We start from the raw sequence: 18193 nt of genomic DNA, 5'->3' as shown, positions 1-18193 counted from the left end.
GCTCTCGGTCGATCCGGGACCACTATCGCACCTTCCCGGTTCCCGCCGGGAACACGAACTATTTCCCAGCCGCGGTCGAACGACCAGACGACACGATGGGCGAACTAGCTACGATGTTCGCACCCGAACGGGTGGCGGTCATCGGTGCGACCGAAAGCGACGGGTCTGTCGGACGAGCAATCACCGAGAACCTGGCCGCGGATTACGAGGGCGACATCGTCCCCGTCAATCCCAACGCGGACCAGGTGCTCGGTTTCGAGTGTTACGAGGACGTCGGCTCGGTGCCGGGAACGATCGACGTCGCAGTGGTCGTCGTTCCCGGGTCGATCGCGGTCGACGTCGTCGAATCCTGTGGCGAGCACGGCGTCGAGAACGTGGTCGTCATCACCGCCGGGTTCAGCGAAGCGGGGAGCGAAGGGGCGAGTCGAGAGAAGCGGCTCCGCGAGGTCGCATCGGAGTACGACCTCAACCTGGTCGGGCCGAACTGCCTGGGCATCATCAGTACCGGCGTCGGCATGAACGCGACGTTCGCACCCCAGAACGCCCAGCCGGGGTCGATCTCCTTCATGAGCCAGTCGGGCGCGTTCATCACCGCCGTCCTCGACTGGGCCAGCGACCACGACGTAGGCTTCAGGGACGTCGTCTCGCTGGGCAACAAAGCAGTGCTGGACGAAGGCGACTTCATCGCAGAGTGGGGCGACGACCCGGACACGGACGTCATCCTCGCCTATCTCGAAGGGATCGAAGACGGCGGTCGATTCATCGAGACGGCACGCGAGGTCACGCAGGACACTCCGATCGTCATGGTCAAATCCGGACGTACCGAAGCCGGTGCCTCGGCTGCGGCGTCCCACACCGGGACGATGGCGGGTAGTGAACGCGCTTACGAGGCCGGCCTGGAACAGGCCGGCGCCATCCGCGTCGACAACACCCAGGAACTGTTCGACTACGCCGGCATCCTGTCCGGGCAACCGCTTCCGGACGGCGACTCGGTCGCCATCGTCACCAACGCCGGCGGTCCCGGCGTGATGACGACCGACGCCATCGGGGACTCGGATCTCTCGTTGGCCTCTTTCACCGACGAAACGCTGTCCGACCTGTCGGCCGCGCTGCCCGACGGGGCGAACATCTACAATCCGATCGACGTCATCGGGGACGCCGACGTCGACCGGTTCGCCGAGGCGATCGACGTCACGCTCGAAGATCCGAACGTCGGCGCCGCGATCGTCATGGCCTGCCCGACGGCGACGCTGTCGTTCGAGGACCTCGCCGAGCGGACGGTAGCGTTGCAGGCGAAACACGACAAACCGATCGCGGCGTCGCTCATGGGCGGTGACTCGACGCGCGAGGCACAGGCCACGCTCAGCGAAGACGGGATTCCGACGTACTTCGATCCGGCGCGTGCGGTCCGGAGTCTCGATGCCCTTCGCCGCTATCGGGAGATACAGGCTCGAGAATACGACGAGCCGACCGAGTTCGACGTGGACCGCGAGCGCGCTCGGGAAGTTCTCGAAGCGGCCGAGCGACGTAATACCTCGCGCCTCGGCGTCGAGGCGATGGATCTGCTGTCGGCGTACGGGATTCCCACGCCGGCGGGGGAAATCGTCGACAGTCCCGGTGACGCGGAAGCGGTCGCCGAGCGTCTCGCCGACGGCGAGGGCGTCGTCATGAAGATCGTCAGCCCGGACATCCTGCACAAGTCGGACATCGGCGGCGTCGAGGTCGGCGTGCAACCGTCCGAGGTCGCCGACACGTACGAGGACCTGGTGGTGCGGGCGCGCAACTACCAGTCCGACGCGAAGATCCTGGGCGTGCAGGTCCAGGAGATGCTCGACATGGACGGGGCGACCGAGACCATCGCCGGGATGAACCGCGATCCGCAGTTCGGCCCGCTGATGCTGTTCGGTCTCGGGGGCATCTTCGTCGAGGTGCTGGAAGACACGACAGTGCGGGTCGCCCCCGTGAGCGAGCCGGAAGCACAGAATATGGTCGACGACATCGAATCCGCTCCGTTGCTGCGGGGTGCTCGCGGTCGCGAGGCCGTCGACGAGGCCGGTATCGTCGAGACGATTCAGCGACTCTCACAGCTCGTTACGGACTTTCCCGCGATTCTCGAACTGGACATCAATCCGCTCGTCGCCACCCCCGACGGCGTGTCGGCGGTCGACGTGCGCCTCACTATCGATCAGGAGAAGCTATGAACCCGATACTCGTCAGCACGACAGAAGGAAGCACAGGCAAGACGGCAGTCGCGCTCGCACTGGCACAGCGCGTCGACGACGCGGGCGAGTCCGTCGGCTACATGAAACCCCGCGGGACGCGCCTCCAGAGCGCGGTCGGCAAGACTCTCGACCAGGACCCCATGCTCGCTCGCGACCTCCTCGACCTGGACGAGGAGATGCACGAGATGGAGCCCATCGTCTACTCGCCGACGTTCATCCAGGAGGCCATCCGCGGACGCGAGGACCCGGACGCGCTGCGCGAGCGCCTGACCGAGAGTTACGAGAGCATCGCCGCCGACAAAGACGCGGTGGTCATCGAAGGCGCAGACGACTACAAGACGGGCGGCATCGTCGACCTGACCGACGTGGACGTCGCGAACTTGCTGGACGCTTCGGTCCTGTTGCTCGCCAGTTACGAGACGCCGGGCGACGTCGACGAGATCCTCGCGGCGGTGGACGCCTTCGGCGACCGCCTGGGCGGCGTCCTGTTTAACGCCGTCTCCGACGACGAGTTCGACGAACTGACCGAAGACGTCATTCCCTTCCTCGAAAGCCACGGCGTCACGGTCTTCGGCGCGCTCCCGTCCGTGAAAGAACTCTCCGGCGTCACCGTCGACGAACTCGCCAAGAGCCTCGGTGCCGAACTGCTCACCTCCGAAGCACCGACCGACGGGTTCGTCGAGCGGTTCCTCGTCGGTGCGATGGGGAGCGACTCGGCGCTCCGTGCGTTCCGACGGACCCGCGAGGCCGCAGTCATCACTGGGGGCGACCGTTCGGACATCCAGACGGCAGCGCTCGAAGCGCCGGGCGTCGAGTGTCTCCTCCTGACCGGCGGGTTCCGTCCGACCGGCGCCGTCATCGGCACCGCCGAGGACGCCGGCAAGCCCATCCTGTTGGTCCAGGGAGACACCAGGACGGCCATCGATCGTGCAGAGACGATCATCCGCTCCGGTCGAACGAGAGACGCGGCCACGGTCGATCGAATGACCGAGTTACTGGGCGACAGCGTCGACGTCGACGCCATCATCGCACTGGGCGAGTAAGCGGACCCAGACCCCTCTCGTTGTGCTGTAATGATAGCTTATTCTGCGTATCAAATGCTAATATCGAAACGAGCACTTATTTACGATCGGCCACAAAGGCTATATGGAGCCAATTGGCTCCGTAGTGTCACACGCCGGGGCATCCCCCCGGGTTTCCCTTTGTCACGTCGTCGAACCGGGAGCGACAGCGATCGCTTTGCTCACTCACTACCGACTGCGAGCGTCTGCGAGAGGTGGTCGCGAACTGCAGCAGCGAGTGATGCCGGCGACGACTGCTCGATCGGTGGCACGGTCTCCACGGTGCAGCTGGTCATGTCCTCGATGGCTCGCGGGTTGGTCCGTTCGGCGACTGTCGCCCCCTCGTACTCGTTGAGCACGACACCGCGAACTCTGACGTCTCGGTCCCGCAGTGCTTCGACCGTCAGCGCAGTGTGATTCAACGTGCCGAGTCCGGACCGCGAGACGAGGATGACCGGGAGATCGAGATCGGCGACGAGATCCACGACCTCGCGACCGTCCGCGAGCGGGACGCGCACCCCGCCGATGCCCTCGACGATTCCGACTTCGCTCTCGGCGATGGCTGTCTCACACCCTTTCACCAGCTCCGCGTACGAGAGCGACTCGTCGGTTCGCGCCGCTGCGACCGCCGGAGCGAGCGGCGGTTCGAGTCGTCGGAGACAGGTCGACGCGGCGTCGGCTGCACAGGCGTCGGCGACGAACTGCGCGTCGTCGTCCGGCGGATACCCGGTCTGGCAGGGTTTGATCGCGCGGGCGTCGACCCCCTGATCGCGCAACCATCTCGTCAGGCCAGCGGTGACGACCGTCTTCCCGACGCCCGTGTCGGTGCCGACGACCGCGAAATCCGACGGCGTCCCGGTCATACGAGGTCGAGCTCCCGGCCAGCGGTTCTGAACGCGTCGAGACACCGGTCGATCTCCTCGTCGGTGTGGGTGGCCATCGGCGCGACGCGGATGCGACTCGTTCCCTCGGGCACTGTCGGCGGGCGAATTCCCGGTGCGAGGACGCCGTGCTCCCGGAGGCACTCGTCCAGCGCCATCGTTGCCGACCGATCGCCGACGATCACGGGGAGGATCTGAGTGTCGCCCCAGACCTCGAAGCCCGTGGCTTCCAGCCCCTCACGCAGTCGCTCGACGTTCGACCAGAGCCTGTCGCGTCGGTCGCTCTCGCGAGCCACGCGCAACGCTTCGCGGGCGGCACCGGCGGCGGGCGGCGCGAGTCCCGTCGAGAAGACGAACGACCGGGCGGCGTTCACGAGGTGTTCGACGAGCGGCTGGCTGCCGGCGACGTAGCCGCCCTGGCTGGCCAGCGCTTTCGAGAGCGTCCCCAGCTGGACGTGGACGCGGTCGGAAAGTCCCTCCCGCTGGACGACACCGCCGCCCGCAGTGTACAGGCCCGTCGCGTGGGCTTCGTCGACCATCAGCCAGGCACCGAACTCCTCGACGGCGTCGCAGATGGCCGACAGCGGTGCCACGTCGCCGTCCATGCTGAACACGGAGTCCGTGACGACGAGCCAGGATTCCTCGACGCTGCCCGATCTGTTTCGCTCCCCCATTTTCCGCCGGAGGTCCGCGGGGTCGCAGTGATCGTAGACGACGGTCTCTGCACCGGCGAGCCGGCAACCGTCGACGATGCTGGCGTGATTGAGTTCGTCCGAGAAGATCACGTCCGGGTTCAGGGCGGCGATCGTCCCGACGTTTGCCGCGTAGCCCGACGAGAACGCGAGGGCGCGCTCAGTCCGCCTGGTCTCGGCCAACTCCCGCTCCAATGCACGGTGAGCGGGCGTGTCGCCGGTCACGAGTCGGCTGGCTCCGGCACCCGTTCCAACCTCTCTTGCGGCTTCGGTGGCAGCCGCTTGTACCCGTTCGTGATCCGCGAGGCCGAGATAGTTGTTGGCGGCGAAGATCGACAGTTCGTCGCCGTCGAACGTCGGCGGTTCGTTCTGGGGATCGGTGGCGATGCGACTCCTGGCGGCCACTCGCTCAGCCGGCGCGAGATCCCGTCTGAGGTCGTTGGCCTCGCGGTCGCGCAGTCGCGCAGCCGGGTCGAAGCCGTGGTCAGTCATCTGTCCCTCTCGTCTGTAGAATAGTGCTCATGAGTGCGGTAGCGGCGGTCGAAACGGTCGAAAACGGTGCGACTCAGAATCCAGGCATCAGGTCAGCGGGACCGAACACGCCGTACTCGCCCGCTCGGTTGCGGCGGACGCCGGCTTTCAGGTAGCCCAGGGCCGGGCCGTTGACGTTTGCCTCCATGCTGGTGGCGTCGTCCAACTCGAACGTGTTCGTGCCGGTCTCCCCGTCGAACGTCGTTCCGGTGACGCTGACGGTGGTCGTCGTGGGCTTCTCGTCGGACGTCACGTCGAGGATGCCGCCGACGGTCACGTCCTCGGCGTCGCAGACGCCGGCCCGTTCCAGGAGCACGTCGTCGGCGTGTTCCATGTCCTCGAACTCGATGACGCCGTCGTGCTCGTCGATGACGGTTTCGATCTCCGCGTCGCTCATCTCGCGGGCGTCCTCGATGGTGTACCCGTCGAGGTGAGCGACGTCCTCGCGGACCGTGCCGCGATTGTCCTCGTAGCCGGACTTGAGACCGACGCCCCACCAGATCTCGACTTCGTCGATCTCGACGAACGACTGGGCCGCGAGGGCGGCCGCGCCTGTCAGCAACCCGGGCGTCGCGCCGGCGCCGCAGACGAACGTGATGCCGGACTCCTCGAAGCGGTCGGTCCGGTCGTCGAGCATGTCGATGACCCGCGAGCGCTTCAGCACGTCGACGAGCACGCCCTCGTAGCCCGCCGCCGCGAAGCGGTCGGCGACGCGGGGAATGAAGTCGTGTTCGAAGTTCGGCAGCGCGACGAGCACGGCGTCGATGGCGTCGCTTTCATCGATGACGTCGTCGATGGGCGTCTCGGTGGGTTCCGCCTGGACGGAGGCCGCAACGCCCGCATTCTGGCCCGACTGTTTGACGCCGCCATCGGTGCCACCCCTCGTTGCCGTTCCCCCGTCGCTCGCGATGTTGGCTTCCGTCGCCGCCAGAAGTTCGTCTACGTCCAGCCCCTCGTGGTCGACGGCGACGCCGTGGCGGTCACAGGCCGCGACTGGCGTCAGGTGGTCCTTGTGCTCTGAGACTTCGAGCGTTCGTCGGCCGATGCCTCCAGTTCCGAGTACTGCGAAGTTGATGTCGTCCATATCAATCGTCAAGTTCAGCGTTCGTTGTCGCCGTTCCTGCTGCCGTCTCTACTGCACCGTCGTCAGGGATGGCGTCCTCGTCAGTGCGGGCCTTGACGGCCGCTTTGTCGAACTCGTTTGCGTCCATGTTCGGCTCCAGTCCCGCTCGTTCCATCACCTCGATGTCGTCGCCGGGCGACTGGCCACCGGTCGTCAGGTAATCGCCGGTGAGAATGCCGTCGGCACCGGCCTCGAAGGGCAGGTGCTGTTCGTCCGCGTCGAGATTGACCTCCCGACCGCCCGTCAGCCGAACCCTGGCCTCCGGATGGAGCAGTCGATACACCGCGATGGTCTCGATGATCTCCTCGGTGGTAATGTCGGCCGAGTCGTCGAGTTCGTCGCCGAGCGCCGTACCGGCGACCGGATTGAGGACGTTCACCGGCAGTGACGAGATACCGACGTCCTGCAACGCGACCGCCGCGTCGACCCGGTCGGTCGGCGATTCGCCCATCCCGAGGATCACGCCCGCACAGAGGTCCATCCCGGCGTCCCTGGCGATCTCCAGCGTCTCGACGCGGTCCTCGAAATCGTGGGTCTCGACGATCTCCGGGAAGTACCGCGGCGACGTCTCGATGTTGTGATTGTAGTGGTTGATGCCTTCGTCGGCGAGGATCTCGGCTTCCTCGGGTGTGAGGATGCCGAGGCTCGCGTCGACTTCTACGTCGGTCTCGTCTCGGACGAGCCGAATGGCGCGAATGACTTCCCCCCACTCGTCGGGGCGGTTCTCCTTCGAGACGCCCTTCTCGGCGACGACGATGCCGAACCGCTGAGCGCCGTCACGCTCCGCGCGTTTGGCTGCTTCGAGAATTTCCTCGGGGTCCAGGAATCCATAGGTCTCGATCCCGGTGTCGAAGTGCACGGACTGCGCGCAGAACCCGCAGTCCTCGGCGCAGTTCCCGGCCTTCGCGTTCACGATGGAACAGGCGTCGACCGTGTCGTCGCCGAACTGTGAGCGGACGAAATCGGCCGCCGCCGCGAGTTCGTCGACTGGTTGCGCCAGCAGCGCGAGTCCGTCACGGCGGTCGAGTTGCTCACCCGCCAGTACCCGTTCGACGGCGTCGTCGATCGTTCGGTTACCCGTCTCGTAAACCACGACCTAGCCGTCAGTTGACGAGATCAAAAAGGTTCGGGTCAGCAAGGAGTTTGCCAGGAACTGGTGGTGCGTTTACGCCTGCAGAACGTCGCTCCGAATCGAATCTCTCGGGATCAGGTGTACTGCGTGACTAGGTTCTCGAGAGTCCCTTTGTCCTGAACGCCGACGAGTTCTTTCACGAGCTCGCCGTCGTGGAACAGTTTGAGCGTCGGGACGCCCTGAACGCCGTGTTCGCGTGCCAGCGCCTGGAGTTCGTCGATGTCGACTTTCGCGACCGTCGCGTCCGTTTCGGCCGCGATGGCTTCGACGGCAGGCTCCAGCATCTTGCAGGGGCCACACCAGTCCGCGTAGAAATCGACGAGGACCGGGCCGCCGCTCCCGGTCAACTCCTGGAAGTGCGAACTGTCCTCGACGTGGACGGGTTCGTCGGGACTCCCAGCGTCGTTCAGTTGTTCCTTCAACTGCTCCTTTTTCCGCTCACGAATGGCGTCGATGTCGTCCGAGTCGCTTCCGTCGCTCATGCGGTGAGTTACGTACCGATTGTGTATAATCACGTTGGTGGCGTGCATTCCGAGAACACGATCGATTCGGCCGTCGCTCAGTCCCGACTACCGTGCTCGTTTTGCGCGTGGATACCCAACTCCGGATATGGACGGTCAGTCCTTCGACGCGGTGCTCATCTACGACGGCGAGTGCCCGTACTGTTCGCTCGCAGCCAGGGCGCTCGAACGACTGGAAACCGTCGGTGCGGTGTCCTGGTACGACGACGCGGTCGCACCGTTCCTCCGGGCGCAGTTCGACGCCGAACCGTTCGCGATGGTGCTGGCCGACGTCACCGAGGGACGCGTCTACGCCGGTCGATCAGCGGCCGCGGAACTGGCCCGTCGTGCGGGCATGCCGACCCTCGTCGGGAGACTGGTTCGAAACAACTACGACGCGATCGCGGGTGTAGTCGGACTCGCCAGCGGACGCGATCGCGGACCCGCGAACTATCACCGCGAGTACGATCTGACACCTGCGGCTCGCGATTGCTTCGAGTCGCTCGCAACCGCCGCCAGGAAGAGATCGATCGCCTCGTCGTGACTGAACCGGCGGCTCGTCGAGACGCTCTCTCGATCAGCGATCAGTCGTCGTCGACTGTTATCTCGCCCGCTTCAGTCACAGTCACGTCGTGTCCTTCGACCTCGAAGGTGATCGCTTCCTCGTCGCCATCGAAGACGGCTGCGAGGTCGTCGAGGTCGACGTACTCGTCCAGCGATTCGACGCTGGACGAGTCACCCCCGACCTCCTCGCCGATCTCCTCGATAATGACGTCACTTGCGGGCTGTGGGGTCATCCACGCCTCCTCGTCGTCTGTGTCGATACCTTCGTCCGGACGAAGGATGTATACTTCCCCGTCTTCAGCGCCCATGTTCGACTAGTAACACTATATCCTTATAATAGCAGGTCAGTACTTTCAGATTCTGAAGCAACTCCCCCCTCGCACCTTCTCTGGGTCGACGCTTACCACTTCGCGTGATGGCTCTCTGCGACGCCGACGAGTTCGACCTCGCGGCCGGCCACCGTCCCGCGCCACCGGCCCAGCGGTTGCGCGTACCGCGAGACCACGAGGCCGAGGTTCAGGTCCTCCGAGCGGACGGCTTCGGGTTCGAGTTCGACGTCGACGGCGCCGTCGTCCGTCTCGACGGCCCACGACGCCCCCGGCTGGCGGCGATCGTAGGAGAAGGCGGCCGCCTCGACGGCCCGCCGGTCGTCGCCGATCCAGACCGCGTTTTCCAGGCCGGAGTTGAAGCCGTCGACGAGGTTGAATCCGATCGGCGTGCCGTCGTCGGTCCGTCCCGTCCCGATGGCCCATCGCCAGCGCGTGTCTCGGGCGAGGACGCCGTGCGTGAAATCGAGCATGCCGTCGGCCCCGTCGAAGGTGTGAGTGCACCCGTGCCAGTCGATCGCGCCCGTCGCCGACAGACACGTCGATTTCTGGGTGACGTTGACGCCCGGATGTCTGCCGTCGTCCACCGGGCAGATCGCCGTCACGGGGCCTGCAGCGTCGTGGGTGAGCGTCAGATCGAGCGTGACGGGGCCGAACTGTCCGGCGACCATGAAGCCCGCGTCCTTCTCGGTGGCCGCCAGCGTCACGTCCCGGAAGGAGGCTCCCACGCGCGGGCGCTCCGATGGCCGGTCGGCTCGCTGCACTGTCGTCGGTGGGAGCAGTCGCGATTCGTCTAAAATGAGACGGTTCCGCTCGCGATCCAAAACCCACACGAACGCCTGGTTCGCGAGGCCGGCGTCGACCACCGCTCCGCCGACTGCGAGTTCGTCGTCGATCGCGCAGAACCACTGCCAGCCCTTCTCTTGCACTAGTTTTCGGAGTCGGTTGACGGGGAGGGAAGCGAGCGACGTCGTCTCACAGGCACCTGCGTACGTGCCGTAATCCGCCCGCCCGTCGACGACTGGCCGCATGGGAGCCTGCGGAAGTGTCATAAATTACTCATCGAAACACCCCGGCCTCAATCTTACGGTATCTGATAATTCGCCAACCCCCACTGGGGAAAGGGATTTGGTTGCTGCGCTGTGTTACCGAGTTACATGAGTTCGGAGACGCTCTCGACGTTCGAGTCCTCGCTCCAGGGAGTAGCCACGGTCCACACGACCTCGGCGTCGTCGTTCGCCGAGACCCTGGGAGACGCCATCGAAGAGCCAGCGGTCGGGACGCCGCTCCCTTACGACGGGGTCTCCCTCGCTGAGACGGCCGTCGCCCTGGACCCGTCACCGCTCGAGATCGACGCTGCGGTGACTGGGGTGACGCCGACCGGGATCGGAATCGCCGACTACGGAACGGTGACGCTGCCGTCGAGTGAAGCCGGCGGGGAACTCGTCAGTCTGTACCCGCCGCGGCACGTCGCCGTCGTGGCCGCCAGCGACGTGGTCCCCGACATGCGCGACGCCTTCGAGCGAATGGGCGAGGACTTCGAGCGCGGGACGGACACGCAAGTTCTCGCGACGGGGCCGAGCGCCACCGCCGACATGGGCACGCTCGTCCAGGGCGTCCACGGTCCCCAGGAGACGCACGTCGTCGTCGTGGAGGACCGATGAGTTCCCGACGCGACCGCGCCGAGGAACTCCGGCACCTGATGGAGACCGAAGGCGACGCCATCGGGGAGAACACGCGGACGGTCAACCAGCTGACCGACTACACCCTCCAGCGGTTCGAGAAGTACGAGGACTGTCGCGACGCTGCCCGCGACATCAAGGAACGGGCCATCGCCGACCTTCCGGACCTCATCGACACGGTAACCGAGGCAGTCGAGGCCAACGGCGGGCAGGTCCACGTCGCGCAGACGGCGGCGGACGCGAACCGGATCGCCGAAGGGATCATGGCCGACCACGACGCCGAGAAACTCGTCAAGAGCAAGTCGATGACTACCGAGGAGATCGACGTCAACGACCACCTGGAAGCGGCCGGCTACGAAGTGGTCGAAACGGACCTCGGCGAGTTCGTCATCCAGGTGGCCGACGAGTCGCCGTCGCACCTCATCGGCCCGGCGATGCACAGATCGGCCGACGAGATCGCGGCGCTGTTCAACCGCGAGTTCGACCTGGACGAAGACCTCGACGGCGACCCGCACGAACTGACCGAGTTCGCACGCGAGCGCGTGGGGGACCACATCCGCGAGGCGGACGTGGGAATGACCGGCGCGAACTTCGTCGTCGCCGAGTCCGGGACGCTGATGCTCGTCACCAACGAGGGCAACGCGCGCAAGACCGCGGTGACGCCGGACACGCACATCGCAGTCGCGGGCGTCGAGAAACTCGTGCCGAGTCTCGCGGACCTCCAGCCGTTCACGGAACTCATCGCCAAAACGGGAACCGGCCAGGACATCACCTCGTACGTATCGTTGCTGACGCCCCCGGTCGACGCGCCGATTCCGGACTTCGAGGCCGACGAGTTCCGGGACGCCGACGAGCGGTCGTTCCACCTGATACTGCTGGACAACGGCCGCATGGCGATGCGCGAAGACGACGAGCTGCGGGAGACACTGTACTGCATTCGGTGTGGCGCCTGCAACAACTCCTGTGCGAACTTCCAGAGCGTCGGCGGCCACGGTTTCGGGGGCGAGACCTACACCGGTGGCATCGGCACGGGCTGGGAAGCCGGCGTCCACGGGCTAGACAGCGCGAGCGACATGAACGACCTCTGCACCGGGTGTTCGCGGTGTGTCCCGAAGTGCCCGGTGAAGATCGACATCCCGTGGATCAACACGGTGGTCCGCGAACGACTGAACCACCAGCACACCGACGAGACCGATCTCGAATATCTCGTCGACGGACTGACCCCCGACGAGGAACCCGCAGGGATGGACCGCCAGAAGCGCTTCTTCGGCAACGTCGAAACCGTCGCGAAGCTCGGGAGTCTCGCGCCAGGGCTCACGAACGCCCTCGCGAGTTTCGGGCCGATGCAGTCGCTGCTCGAACGGCTCGTCGGCGTGGATTCGCGGCGTGCGTTGCCCGATTTCGCCGACGAAACGCTGCGGGAGTGGTACGGCGCTCGCGGGGCACAGGTCACCGACCCGGACCGTGACGTCGTGCTGTACCCGGATCTGTACACCGACTACTTCGATCCGGACCGAGGGAAAGCTGCCGTGCGCGTGTTGGAAACCCTCGGCTGTCGCGTCCACGTCCCGGCGATTCCCGAGAGCGGTCGGGCGCCCCTCTCACAGGGGATGATCGAGACGGCGCGCGAGCAGGCCGAAGCCGTCCACGGCGCGCTCGTCACGCATCTCGACCAGGGGCGGGACGTCGTCGTGATCGAACCCAGCGACCTGGCGATGTTCCGCAGCGAGTACGAACACCTCCTGCCGGAGCGGTCGTTCGACAGGCTCGCGGACGACAGCTACGAGCTCATGGAGTACGTCTACGGACTGCTGGAGAACGGCGCCGACGCCGACCGATTGGGCGACTCCGAGAACGATGCGCCGATCGCGTATCACAGCCACTGCCAGCAGCGAACGCTGGGGCTCGACGAGTACACCACGTCGGTGCTCGACGCGGCGGGGTACGACGTCCGAACGTCGACCGTCGAGTGCTGCGGGATGGCCGGCAGCTTCGGCTACAAGCGCGAGTACTACGAGATGAGTATGGACGCTGGCGAGGCCCTCCGCGACGATCTGGGGGACGTAACCGACGAGTTGCTGGTCGCGAGCGGGACCTCCTGTCAGGAGCAACTAGACACGCTGTACGAGCGTCGGGTCCCGCATCCGATCGAGGTGCTCGCGTCAGGGGAGCGCTCCGCCAGTCACGAGTAAGGACTCGCTGGCACCGAAACACACGAACGTCCAGACGAACCCCGCAACGCCGTCGGAGCCGGGGACCTTCGTAAATCCTCGCAGCGGAACGGCCAGCGTGTATCCCAGCGGCTGTCCCCACCGAGGCAGCGCCCGGGCTGTCCTGAAGAGCGTCTCGGTGTCGCCTGCGCTTGGGAAGGCCGTCAACCCGAAACAGGCGCCCAGCCAGTAGCAGGGCAGGGCGAGTGGGAACGTGGGTGCGAACCCCACCAGCGAGAAGGCGACGAGCGCGAAGACAGTGTTCACGACGAGTGGCGCGACGGCGATGGTCACGTCGACCGGGAACGACTCGACTCGCTCGTGGTCGACGTACGCGTCAGCACCGAAGGGATTGAGAACGGGACCGTTGGTCACGGTGACGCCCGTGGCTCGACAGGCGAGGACGTGCGCACTTTCGTGGACGACGATCCCTGGAGCGAGCAGCGCCGTTTCGAGTACGTAGTACGCGCTCCGGAGGAGGTGGGTTGCTGACACGGAATACGTAACTAGAGGTGGACGGGCGACGAATAGTTTCTGTTGCCGATCGGCTGAAGATTGCCGAGATGACGGTTGTCGCCCGGGGAACTCGGCAGACGGATGTCAGACATCGGCCAAAAGTTAAGACCTAGGACGTGTACGCACATTGTATGAACGCGCCAACGCAGGAAATAACTGCCCTCGTGGGTCGGGAAGTCTACTCGAACAACGGTGTTTTCGTCGGTGAGGTCGAGGACGTCCGTCTGAACTTAGACGACGTGAAGGTGACGGGGCTCGCGCTCCACCGGGTCAATCACGACCTCTTCGGCGAGCGGGCGCGCGGCTCGCGGGGCGTCATCGTCCCGTACGACTGGGTACAGGCGGTCGGTGACGTCGTGCTCGTCAGCGACATCATCGAGCGCCTCCGCAAACCCGAGGAAGAGGAAGAAAACGAAGTCGCGGTTTGAAGCTCTCTATCCGCCGTTACTACTACCACCTTCACTTCCCTCGACGCCCATCGCCTCGAAGAGTTTCGTCTTGACTGCTTGTTCTGTGAGCTCCAGCAGCGTGTCCCGGTTGTCCTCGTTCGTTTCGATTCCCGTGAAGATGCCCAGCGGGATCTCGGCGCTGGCGTCCGTCGAGTGGCCTGCCGTGTCGCCGATGTCGGCGAAGGCGTCGGCGAGCACTGCGCCGATGTCCATGCGGATGTCCTTCGAGCGAGCGGCCAGGTAGATCGTGTCGTCGGCGAGTGCGAACACGGCCGTCGTGGTGATGCCTTCGAGGTTCAGGAGGTGCTGGGCGGCCTGGGAGAGCGCGTCCCTGTCGCGGATGAAGCCAGCGTTCGAGATGAGGTGTGACCCTTTCACCTCGCGGTTGCGAATGGCTTCCGCGAGCACGTCGAGCGTCTCGGGGGACATCGACGGGGACTCGACCTGTTCGAGCGTGTCGTGGTCGGCGAAGGGGTACAGGTACGCGGCGGCGGTCAGGTCGGCTGGCGTCGTGTCTCGTTTGAAATCGAGGGTTTCGGCGCGGATGCCGTAGAGGAGCGCGGTCGCGACGTCCTGGTCCAGATTGAGATCGAGTTCCTGGATGTACTTCGTGAGGATCGTCGAGGTCGCAGAGACGTTGGGGCGGACGTCCATGAACCGCGCGTCGTGGGCGTGATCGGGCTCGAAGTGGTCGATGATGACGTCGATCTCCTGGTCGATCTCGGGTTCGCCGCCTTTGGCGTGGTCGACGAGCGCGAAGGTGTCGTACTCTTCGAGCTCCGTCTCGGCGCCGGAGATGAGTTCGATGCCCAGGAGGTTGACGAACGCGCGGTTCTCCTGATGACCGATTTCGCCCTTGTAGACGATGTCCGCCTCGACGTCGCGGCTCTCGGCGATGAGACGGAGGGCGGCGGCGCTGGCGATCGAATCCGGGTCGGGACTGCGGTGGATGAGGATCGCCATGCGCGAGTCCGTGTCGTCGATGACGTCGGCGAGTTGCGTGGCTTTGTACTCGAGCTCGCCGGTCTCGAGGGCACGCAGAGCGGAATCAGCGATGACCGACGAGGGGTTGATGACGACGTCGGCACCGGCTTCGGTGAGTTCGTCGGCGGAGACGGGGTCGGACGCACGCGCGATGATGAATTGTTCGCCGCCGCTGTCGCGGACGTTGGTGACGGCGGCCATGTTCGCCTCGACGTCGGAAGACAGAATCAGAATGACGTCGCGGTCGTCGACTTCGCTGGTGATCGAGTTGTCACGAATGTCGGCAGAGCGAGCGTCGAGATCCTGGTCGCGGAGGGCCTCGACGCGACCTTCGTCCATATCGAGAATGAGGACGTCTTTCCCTTCGGATTCGAGTTCCTCGGCGACGGCGTGGCCCACGCTCCCACACCCGAGAATCGCATACGTAGACATCGAGGCCATCGTGATGCCACTGCTCATGATACTGTCCGCTGGGGCCGGCAGACACTTATAACACGCACCTTCTATCGAACTGGAAAACGTGCCACGGATGAGCCGTGGGTGCGGTGTGCCAACGACTCACCGCCGGCAGGCGAAAGGAAACGTATTTGAACCAACCCCCATTACTCAAAATTGCCAGGGCCGATAGCTCAGTCTGGCAGAGCGACGGCCTCTTAAGCCGTCGGTCAAGGGTTCAAATCCCTTTCGGCCCGCTTTACTCTGGCGCTCACACTTCGTGAGCGCCTGTTGTGCGTAGCCGGAAGATTTGAATCAGGGAGTGGAGCGTAGCGGAACGACCGTGGTTCAAATCCCTTTCGGCCCGTCCTTCTCTGGCGTCGCTCACTTCCGAGCGACGCCTGCAAGGCCGATAGAAAGGATTTGAACGAGACCGGACGCGCGCAGCGAAGCGAGCACGTCCGGGCGTGGTTCAAATCCCTTTCGGCCCGTATTCCTGGCGACGAGCAACCCGTGAGCGCATGCTATTCGCTGCCGAAAGTTTGAACCCGGGCAGTCGCAGCAGCCGAGCGGAGCGAGGCTGGCCGTCTGCACTCGGTTCAATTCCCTTTCGGCCCGCTATACTCTGGCGCTCGCAAACCGTGAGCGGCTGCTGTGTCTCGGAAAGACGGTTGCAGGCGGTCGGCGGTCAGATCGAGTGTCGGCGTTCCACCCACGACAGTTGGTAGACGATACTGCAGAGCAAGAGGAGTCCGACGAACCCGACGAGGACGCCGAGGGAGGGGCTGACGAGTTCGTAGAGGAGGCCGGCGGTTGCGAAGTCGACGGCGGTCAGGGGAAGGGCAAGGAGGGACTGGAGCGGTGGGGACATCTCTACCGTAGCTATTCGGGCGAGGACCGATAAGCCGTCGGAAGGGTCAAAGTGACGTTGTAGCTACCGGACGGGCCGAATGGATTTGATGCGGGTCGTCGAACAGCGGGTATGCCCGCGATTCGACACAGCCGCTGCACTGGGCGCGGCACGCTCGGCGTGCGACGCATTTCTCTGAGGGGGAGCTAGTGACCGATGGCAGACCGAAGGGGAGTCTCGCGCCGAACGGTGTTGCGGACCGGTGCCGGACTGGGCATCGGGACCACGCTGGCTGGCTGTAACCTGCTGAGTAGCGGGAAGGAGCCCGCCGGCAGCGTGGAAACCGAGTTGGTCGCAGACGGGTTCACTGCCCCGCTCGGAATGGTGGTGCCGCCAGGGCAACCGGACCACCGGCTCGTCGTCGATCAAACCGGGACCGTCGAGGAGGTGGCGCCGGATGGGGACCGGCCGGGGCAGTTCCTCGACGTCACCGATCGGATGGTCGACCTGTGAGTCGAACCTCATGTTCGAATAGCTGACAAACAGACGCCGCGCGGGGGTTCTGGCGGGTTGCATCGACTCGTCCCCACTCCGGGGTGATCCCGGATACCTACGGCTGATTTCGGCGTGTAAAATATAGTTTTGGGTAGTTACGTGACATGACTCCCAGTAAACTTATATATAAATAGGAAAATTAATTTTGTCAGGTCATGGTTGCGGGACGTTCACGAGATACTAATGAGAAGGGAGCAAACATGTCTAAAGATAGAAACATACCGGTCGAGCGCCGGTCGTTCTTGCAAGCGACCGGGGCGACAGTAACGGCCGCTGGCTTAGCGGGATGTCGTGGATCGAACGAGACGAGCAAGTTCCAGATCGGAGCGCTGGCGCCGATGGACAGTTCGACTGGCAGGTCGATCAAAAACGCGGCCAACTTGGCCGCGATGGAACTCAACGAGAACGGTGGAATCAACGGCAAGGACGTCGAGATCGTCGCCAAGGACACGAAGGGCGATTCCGCGACGGGGAAGACGGCGTACCAGGACCTGGTGCTGGACAATCAGGTGAACCTGACGGTCGGCGTGTACGTGAGCGAGGTGCTGATGGCGATCCTGGACGACCTCGCCGACACGGAAACCGTCCACCTCACGACCGGCGCCGCGACGCCTCGGGTGAGCACGAAGGTCGGCGACGAGTACGACAAGTTCAAGTATCACTTCAGGACGGGGCCACTGAACGCGATCCAGTTGGGGCAGAACCTCGCCGACTTCTCGCTGGCCAAGTTCGCCGACATGGGCTGGAACAACGTCTACATGTTGCTCGAAGACTACGAGTGGACGAAGGCGATCGAGAAGGTCGTGGGACAGACGCTCCAGCAGAGCGATTTCAACCTCGTCGGCAAGGAGCGATTCCCGGCCGACACCAACAATTACGGGACGCTGTACAACAAAGTCGAGGAGCGGGACGCCGACGCCGCGTTCGTCGCGATGGCGCACACCGGGGGTACGGCGATCTCCTCGTGGGCGCGAGACAGGCGGCCGTTCGGGTTCGGGGGCGTTCACGTCCCGAGTCAGCTGCCCGCCTTCTACGAGAAAAGTAAGAAGACTGCTGCGTACACCGTGACGCAGAACGTCGCGACGCCCCAGAGCGAACTGACGAAACACACTCAGCCGTTCATCGAGGCCTACAAGGACAACTTCAATGGGTTGCCCGTGTACACCGGCTACATCACCTACGACGCCGTGAAACAGTACGCACAGACCGTCTCGAACATGGACGGCGACCCGTCGAATTCGGACAAAGTCGTGGAAGCTTTAGAGGAGAGTTCCTACAAGGGGACGATCGGGACGATCGAGTACCACGGGAAGGGCCACGAACACGCCCACGACGTCATTTACTCCAAGGACAAGGTCAATCCGGTCATCCAGCAGTGGCAGCCCAACGAGGACGGCGGGGGAACGCAGGAAGTCATCTACCCGCCCGAGTACGCGACGAGCGAATACAAACCACCACGGTGGATCTAACAGGAGGTATC

The 18193-nt window shown here is 64.6% G+C and carries 18 protein-coding genes and 1 tRNA gene; 9 read left to right on the top strand and 10 right to left on the bottom strand.

From position 1 onward, the window contains the following. The first annotated feature begins 95 nt into the window (after nt 1–95). Together acs and ACFR9U_RS16970 are read left to right on the top strand one after the other, a co-directional pair. Nucleotides 96–2201: an acetate--CoA ligase alpha subunit gene (gene acs, locus ACFR9U_RS16975; RefSeq protein ID WP_247378329.1), complete on the top strand. Its 2106-nt coding sequence runs from the start codon at nt 96–98 to the stop codon at nt 2199–2201. Continuing rightward, nucleotides 2198–3265: a phosphotransacetylase family protein gene (locus ACFR9U_RS16970; RefSeq protein ID WP_247378328.1), complete on the top strand. Its 1068-nt coding sequence runs from the start codon at nt 2198–2200 to the stop codon at nt 3263–3265. The genes acs and ACFR9U_RS16970 overlap by 4 nt, the downstream gene beginning before the upstream one ends. Before the next feature lie 200 nt (nt 3266–3465). Here the strand turns inward: ACFR9U_RS16970 and bioD are convergent, their stop codons facing one another. The 5 genes from bioD to trxA all read right to left on the bottom strand — a co-directional run bounded on the left by bioD (nt 3466) and on the right by trxA (nt 8124). Continuing rightward, nucleotides 3466–4146, bottom strand: a complete 681-nt coding sequence (bioD, locus tag ACFR9U_RS16965) for a dethiobiotin synthase (RefSeq protein WP_247378327.1) — start codon at nt 4144–4146, stop codon at nt 3466–3468. Beyond that, a complete protein-coding gene (locus ACFR9U_RS16960; RefSeq protein ID WP_247378326.1) occupies nt 4143–5348 on the bottom strand; it encodes an aminotransferase class I/II-fold pyridoxal phosphate-dependent enzyme in 1206 nt (401 codons plus the stop codon). Before ACFR9U_RS16960 ends, bioD begins: the two co-directional genes overlap by 4 nt. Before the next feature lie 73 nt (nt 5349–5421). Beyond that, the gene (locus tag ACFR9U_RS16955) at nt 5422–6471 is read right to left on the bottom strand and encodes a Gfo/Idh/MocA family oxidoreductase (protein WP_247378325.1); all 1050 of its coding nucleotides are present in this window, start codon (nt 6469–6471) and stop codon (nt 5422–5424) included. Nucleotide 6472: 1 nt separating this feature from the next. Continuing rightward, nucleotides 6473–7603 carry a biotin synthase BioB gene (gene bioB, locus ACFR9U_RS16950; RefSeq protein WP_247378324.1) on the bottom strand — a complete coding sequence of 377 codons (1131 nt, stop codon included), beginning with the start codon at nt 7601–7603 and terminating at the stop codon, nt 6473–6475. A 113-nt stretch (nt 7604–7716) separates the two neighbouring features. Further along, the gene (gene trxA / locus ACFR9U_RS16945) at nt 7717–8124 is read right to left on the bottom strand and encodes a thioredoxin (protein ID WP_247378323.1); all 408 of its coding nucleotides are present in this window, start codon (nt 8122–8124) and stop codon (nt 7717–7719) included. A gap of 127 nt (nt 8125–8251) precedes the next feature. Here trxA and ACFR9U_RS16940 point away from each other — a divergent pair, with 127 nt between their 5' ends. Then, on the top strand, nt 8252–8686 hold the full coding sequence (locus tag ACFR9U_RS16940) for a DCC1-like thiol-disulfide oxidoreductase family protein (RefSeq protein ID WP_247378322.1): 435 nt from the start codon (nt 8252–8254) through the stop codon (nt 8684–8686). A gap of 40 nt (nt 8687–8726) precedes the next feature. Here the strand turns inward: ACFR9U_RS16940 and ACFR9U_RS16935 are convergent, their stop codons facing one another. Both ACFR9U_RS16935 and ACFR9U_RS16930 read right to left on the bottom strand, forming a co-directional pair. Then, nucleotides 8727–9014: a HalOD1 output domain-containing protein gene (locus ACFR9U_RS16935; RefSeq protein WP_247378321.1), complete on the bottom strand. Its 288-nt coding sequence runs from the start codon at nt 9012–9014 to the stop codon at nt 8727–8729. Nucleotides 9015–9106: 92 nt separating this feature from the next. Further along, the gene (locus ACFR9U_RS16930) at nt 9107–10084 is read right to left on the bottom strand and encodes a DUF2804 domain-containing protein (protein WP_247378320.1); all 978 of its coding nucleotides are present in this window, start codon (nt 10082–10084) and stop codon (nt 9107–9109) included. Between the two features lie 105 nt (nt 10085–10189). On the opposite strand from ACFR9U_RS16930, the gene ACFR9U_RS16925 reads away from it, so the two are divergent. Next, nucleotides 10190–10696 carry an LUD domain-containing protein gene (locus ACFR9U_RS16925; RefSeq protein ID WP_247378319.1) on the top strand — a complete coding sequence of 169 codons (507 nt, stop codon included), beginning with the start codon at nt 10190–10192 and terminating at the stop codon, nt 10694–10696. Beyond that, a complete protein-coding gene (locus ACFR9U_RS16920) occupies nt 10693–12906 on the top strand; it encodes an LUD domain-containing protein (RefSeq protein WP_247378318.1) in 2214 nt (737 codons plus the stop codon). The genes ACFR9U_RS16925 and ACFR9U_RS16920 overlap by 4 nt, the downstream gene beginning before the upstream one ends. Here ACFR9U_RS16920 and ACFR9U_RS16915 read toward each other — a convergent pair. Next, nucleotides 12877–13419 carry a metalloprotease family protein gene (locus tag ACFR9U_RS16915; protein WP_247378317.1) on the bottom strand — a complete coding sequence of 181 codons (543 nt, stop codon included), beginning with the start codon at nt 13417–13419 and terminating at the stop codon, nt 12877–12879. The genes ACFR9U_RS16920 and ACFR9U_RS16915 overlap by 30 nt on opposite strands. A 152-nt stretch (nt 13420–13571) precedes the next feature. On the opposite strand from ACFR9U_RS16915, the gene ACFR9U_RS16910 reads away from it, so the two are divergent. After that, nucleotides 13572–13868 carry a PRC-barrel domain-containing protein gene (locus tag ACFR9U_RS16910; RefSeq protein ID WP_247378316.1) on the top strand — a complete coding sequence of 99 codons (297 nt, stop codon included), beginning with the start codon at nt 13572–13574 and terminating at the stop codon, nt 13866–13868. A 6-nt stretch (nt 13869–13874) separates the two neighbouring features. Here the strand turns inward: ACFR9U_RS16910 and ACFR9U_RS16905 are convergent, their stop codons facing one another. Beyond that, nucleotides 13875–15332: a DHH family phosphoesterase gene (locus ACFR9U_RS16905; RefSeq protein ID WP_247378315.1), complete on the bottom strand. Its 1458-nt coding sequence runs from the start codon at nt 15330–15332 to the stop codon at nt 13875–13877. 159 nt (nt 15333–15491) lie between these two features. On the opposite strand from ACFR9U_RS16905, the gene ACFR9U_RS16900 reads away from it, so the two are divergent. Beyond that, nucleotides 15492–15565: transfer RNA gene (locus ACFR9U_RS16900), tRNA-Lys, on the top strand. Nucleotides 15566–15996: 431 nt separating this feature from the next. On the opposite strand, the gene ACFR9U_RS16895 is transcribed toward ACFR9U_RS16900, so the two are convergent. Beyond that, nucleotides 15997–16179: a hypothetical protein gene (locus ACFR9U_RS16895; protein ID WP_247378314.1), complete on the bottom strand. Its 183-nt coding sequence runs from the start codon at nt 16177–16179 to the stop codon at nt 15997–15999. Nucleotides 16180–16374: 195 nt separating this feature from the next. Here ACFR9U_RS16895 and ACFR9U_RS16890 point away from each other — a divergent pair, with 195 nt between their 5' ends. Together ACFR9U_RS16890 and ACFR9U_RS16885 are read left to right on the top strand one after the other, a co-directional pair. Continuing rightward, the gene (locus tag ACFR9U_RS16890; RefSeq protein ID WP_247378313.1) at nt 16375–16671 is read left to right on the top strand and encodes a hypothetical protein; all 297 of its coding nucleotides are present in this window, start codon (nt 16375–16377) and stop codon (nt 16669–16671) included. A gap of 242 nt (nt 16672–16913) precedes the next feature. After that, nucleotides 16914–18182, top strand: a complete 1269-nt coding sequence (locus ACFR9U_RS16885) for an ABC transporter substrate-binding protein (protein WP_247378312.1) — start codon at nt 16914–16916, stop codon at nt 18180–18182. Nucleotides 18183–18193 lie beyond the last annotated feature (11 nt).

Origin of the sequence: Halorientalis brevis (genome assembly GCF_042678165.1) — an archaeon.
In the GTDB taxonomy this organism is placed as follows: Archaea; Halobacteriota; Halobacteria; order Halobacteriales; family Haloarculaceae; genus Halorientalis; species Halorientalis brevis.
Note: the sequence above shows the minus strand (reverse complement) of the source record. Positions and strands in the feature narration are given on the sequence as shown.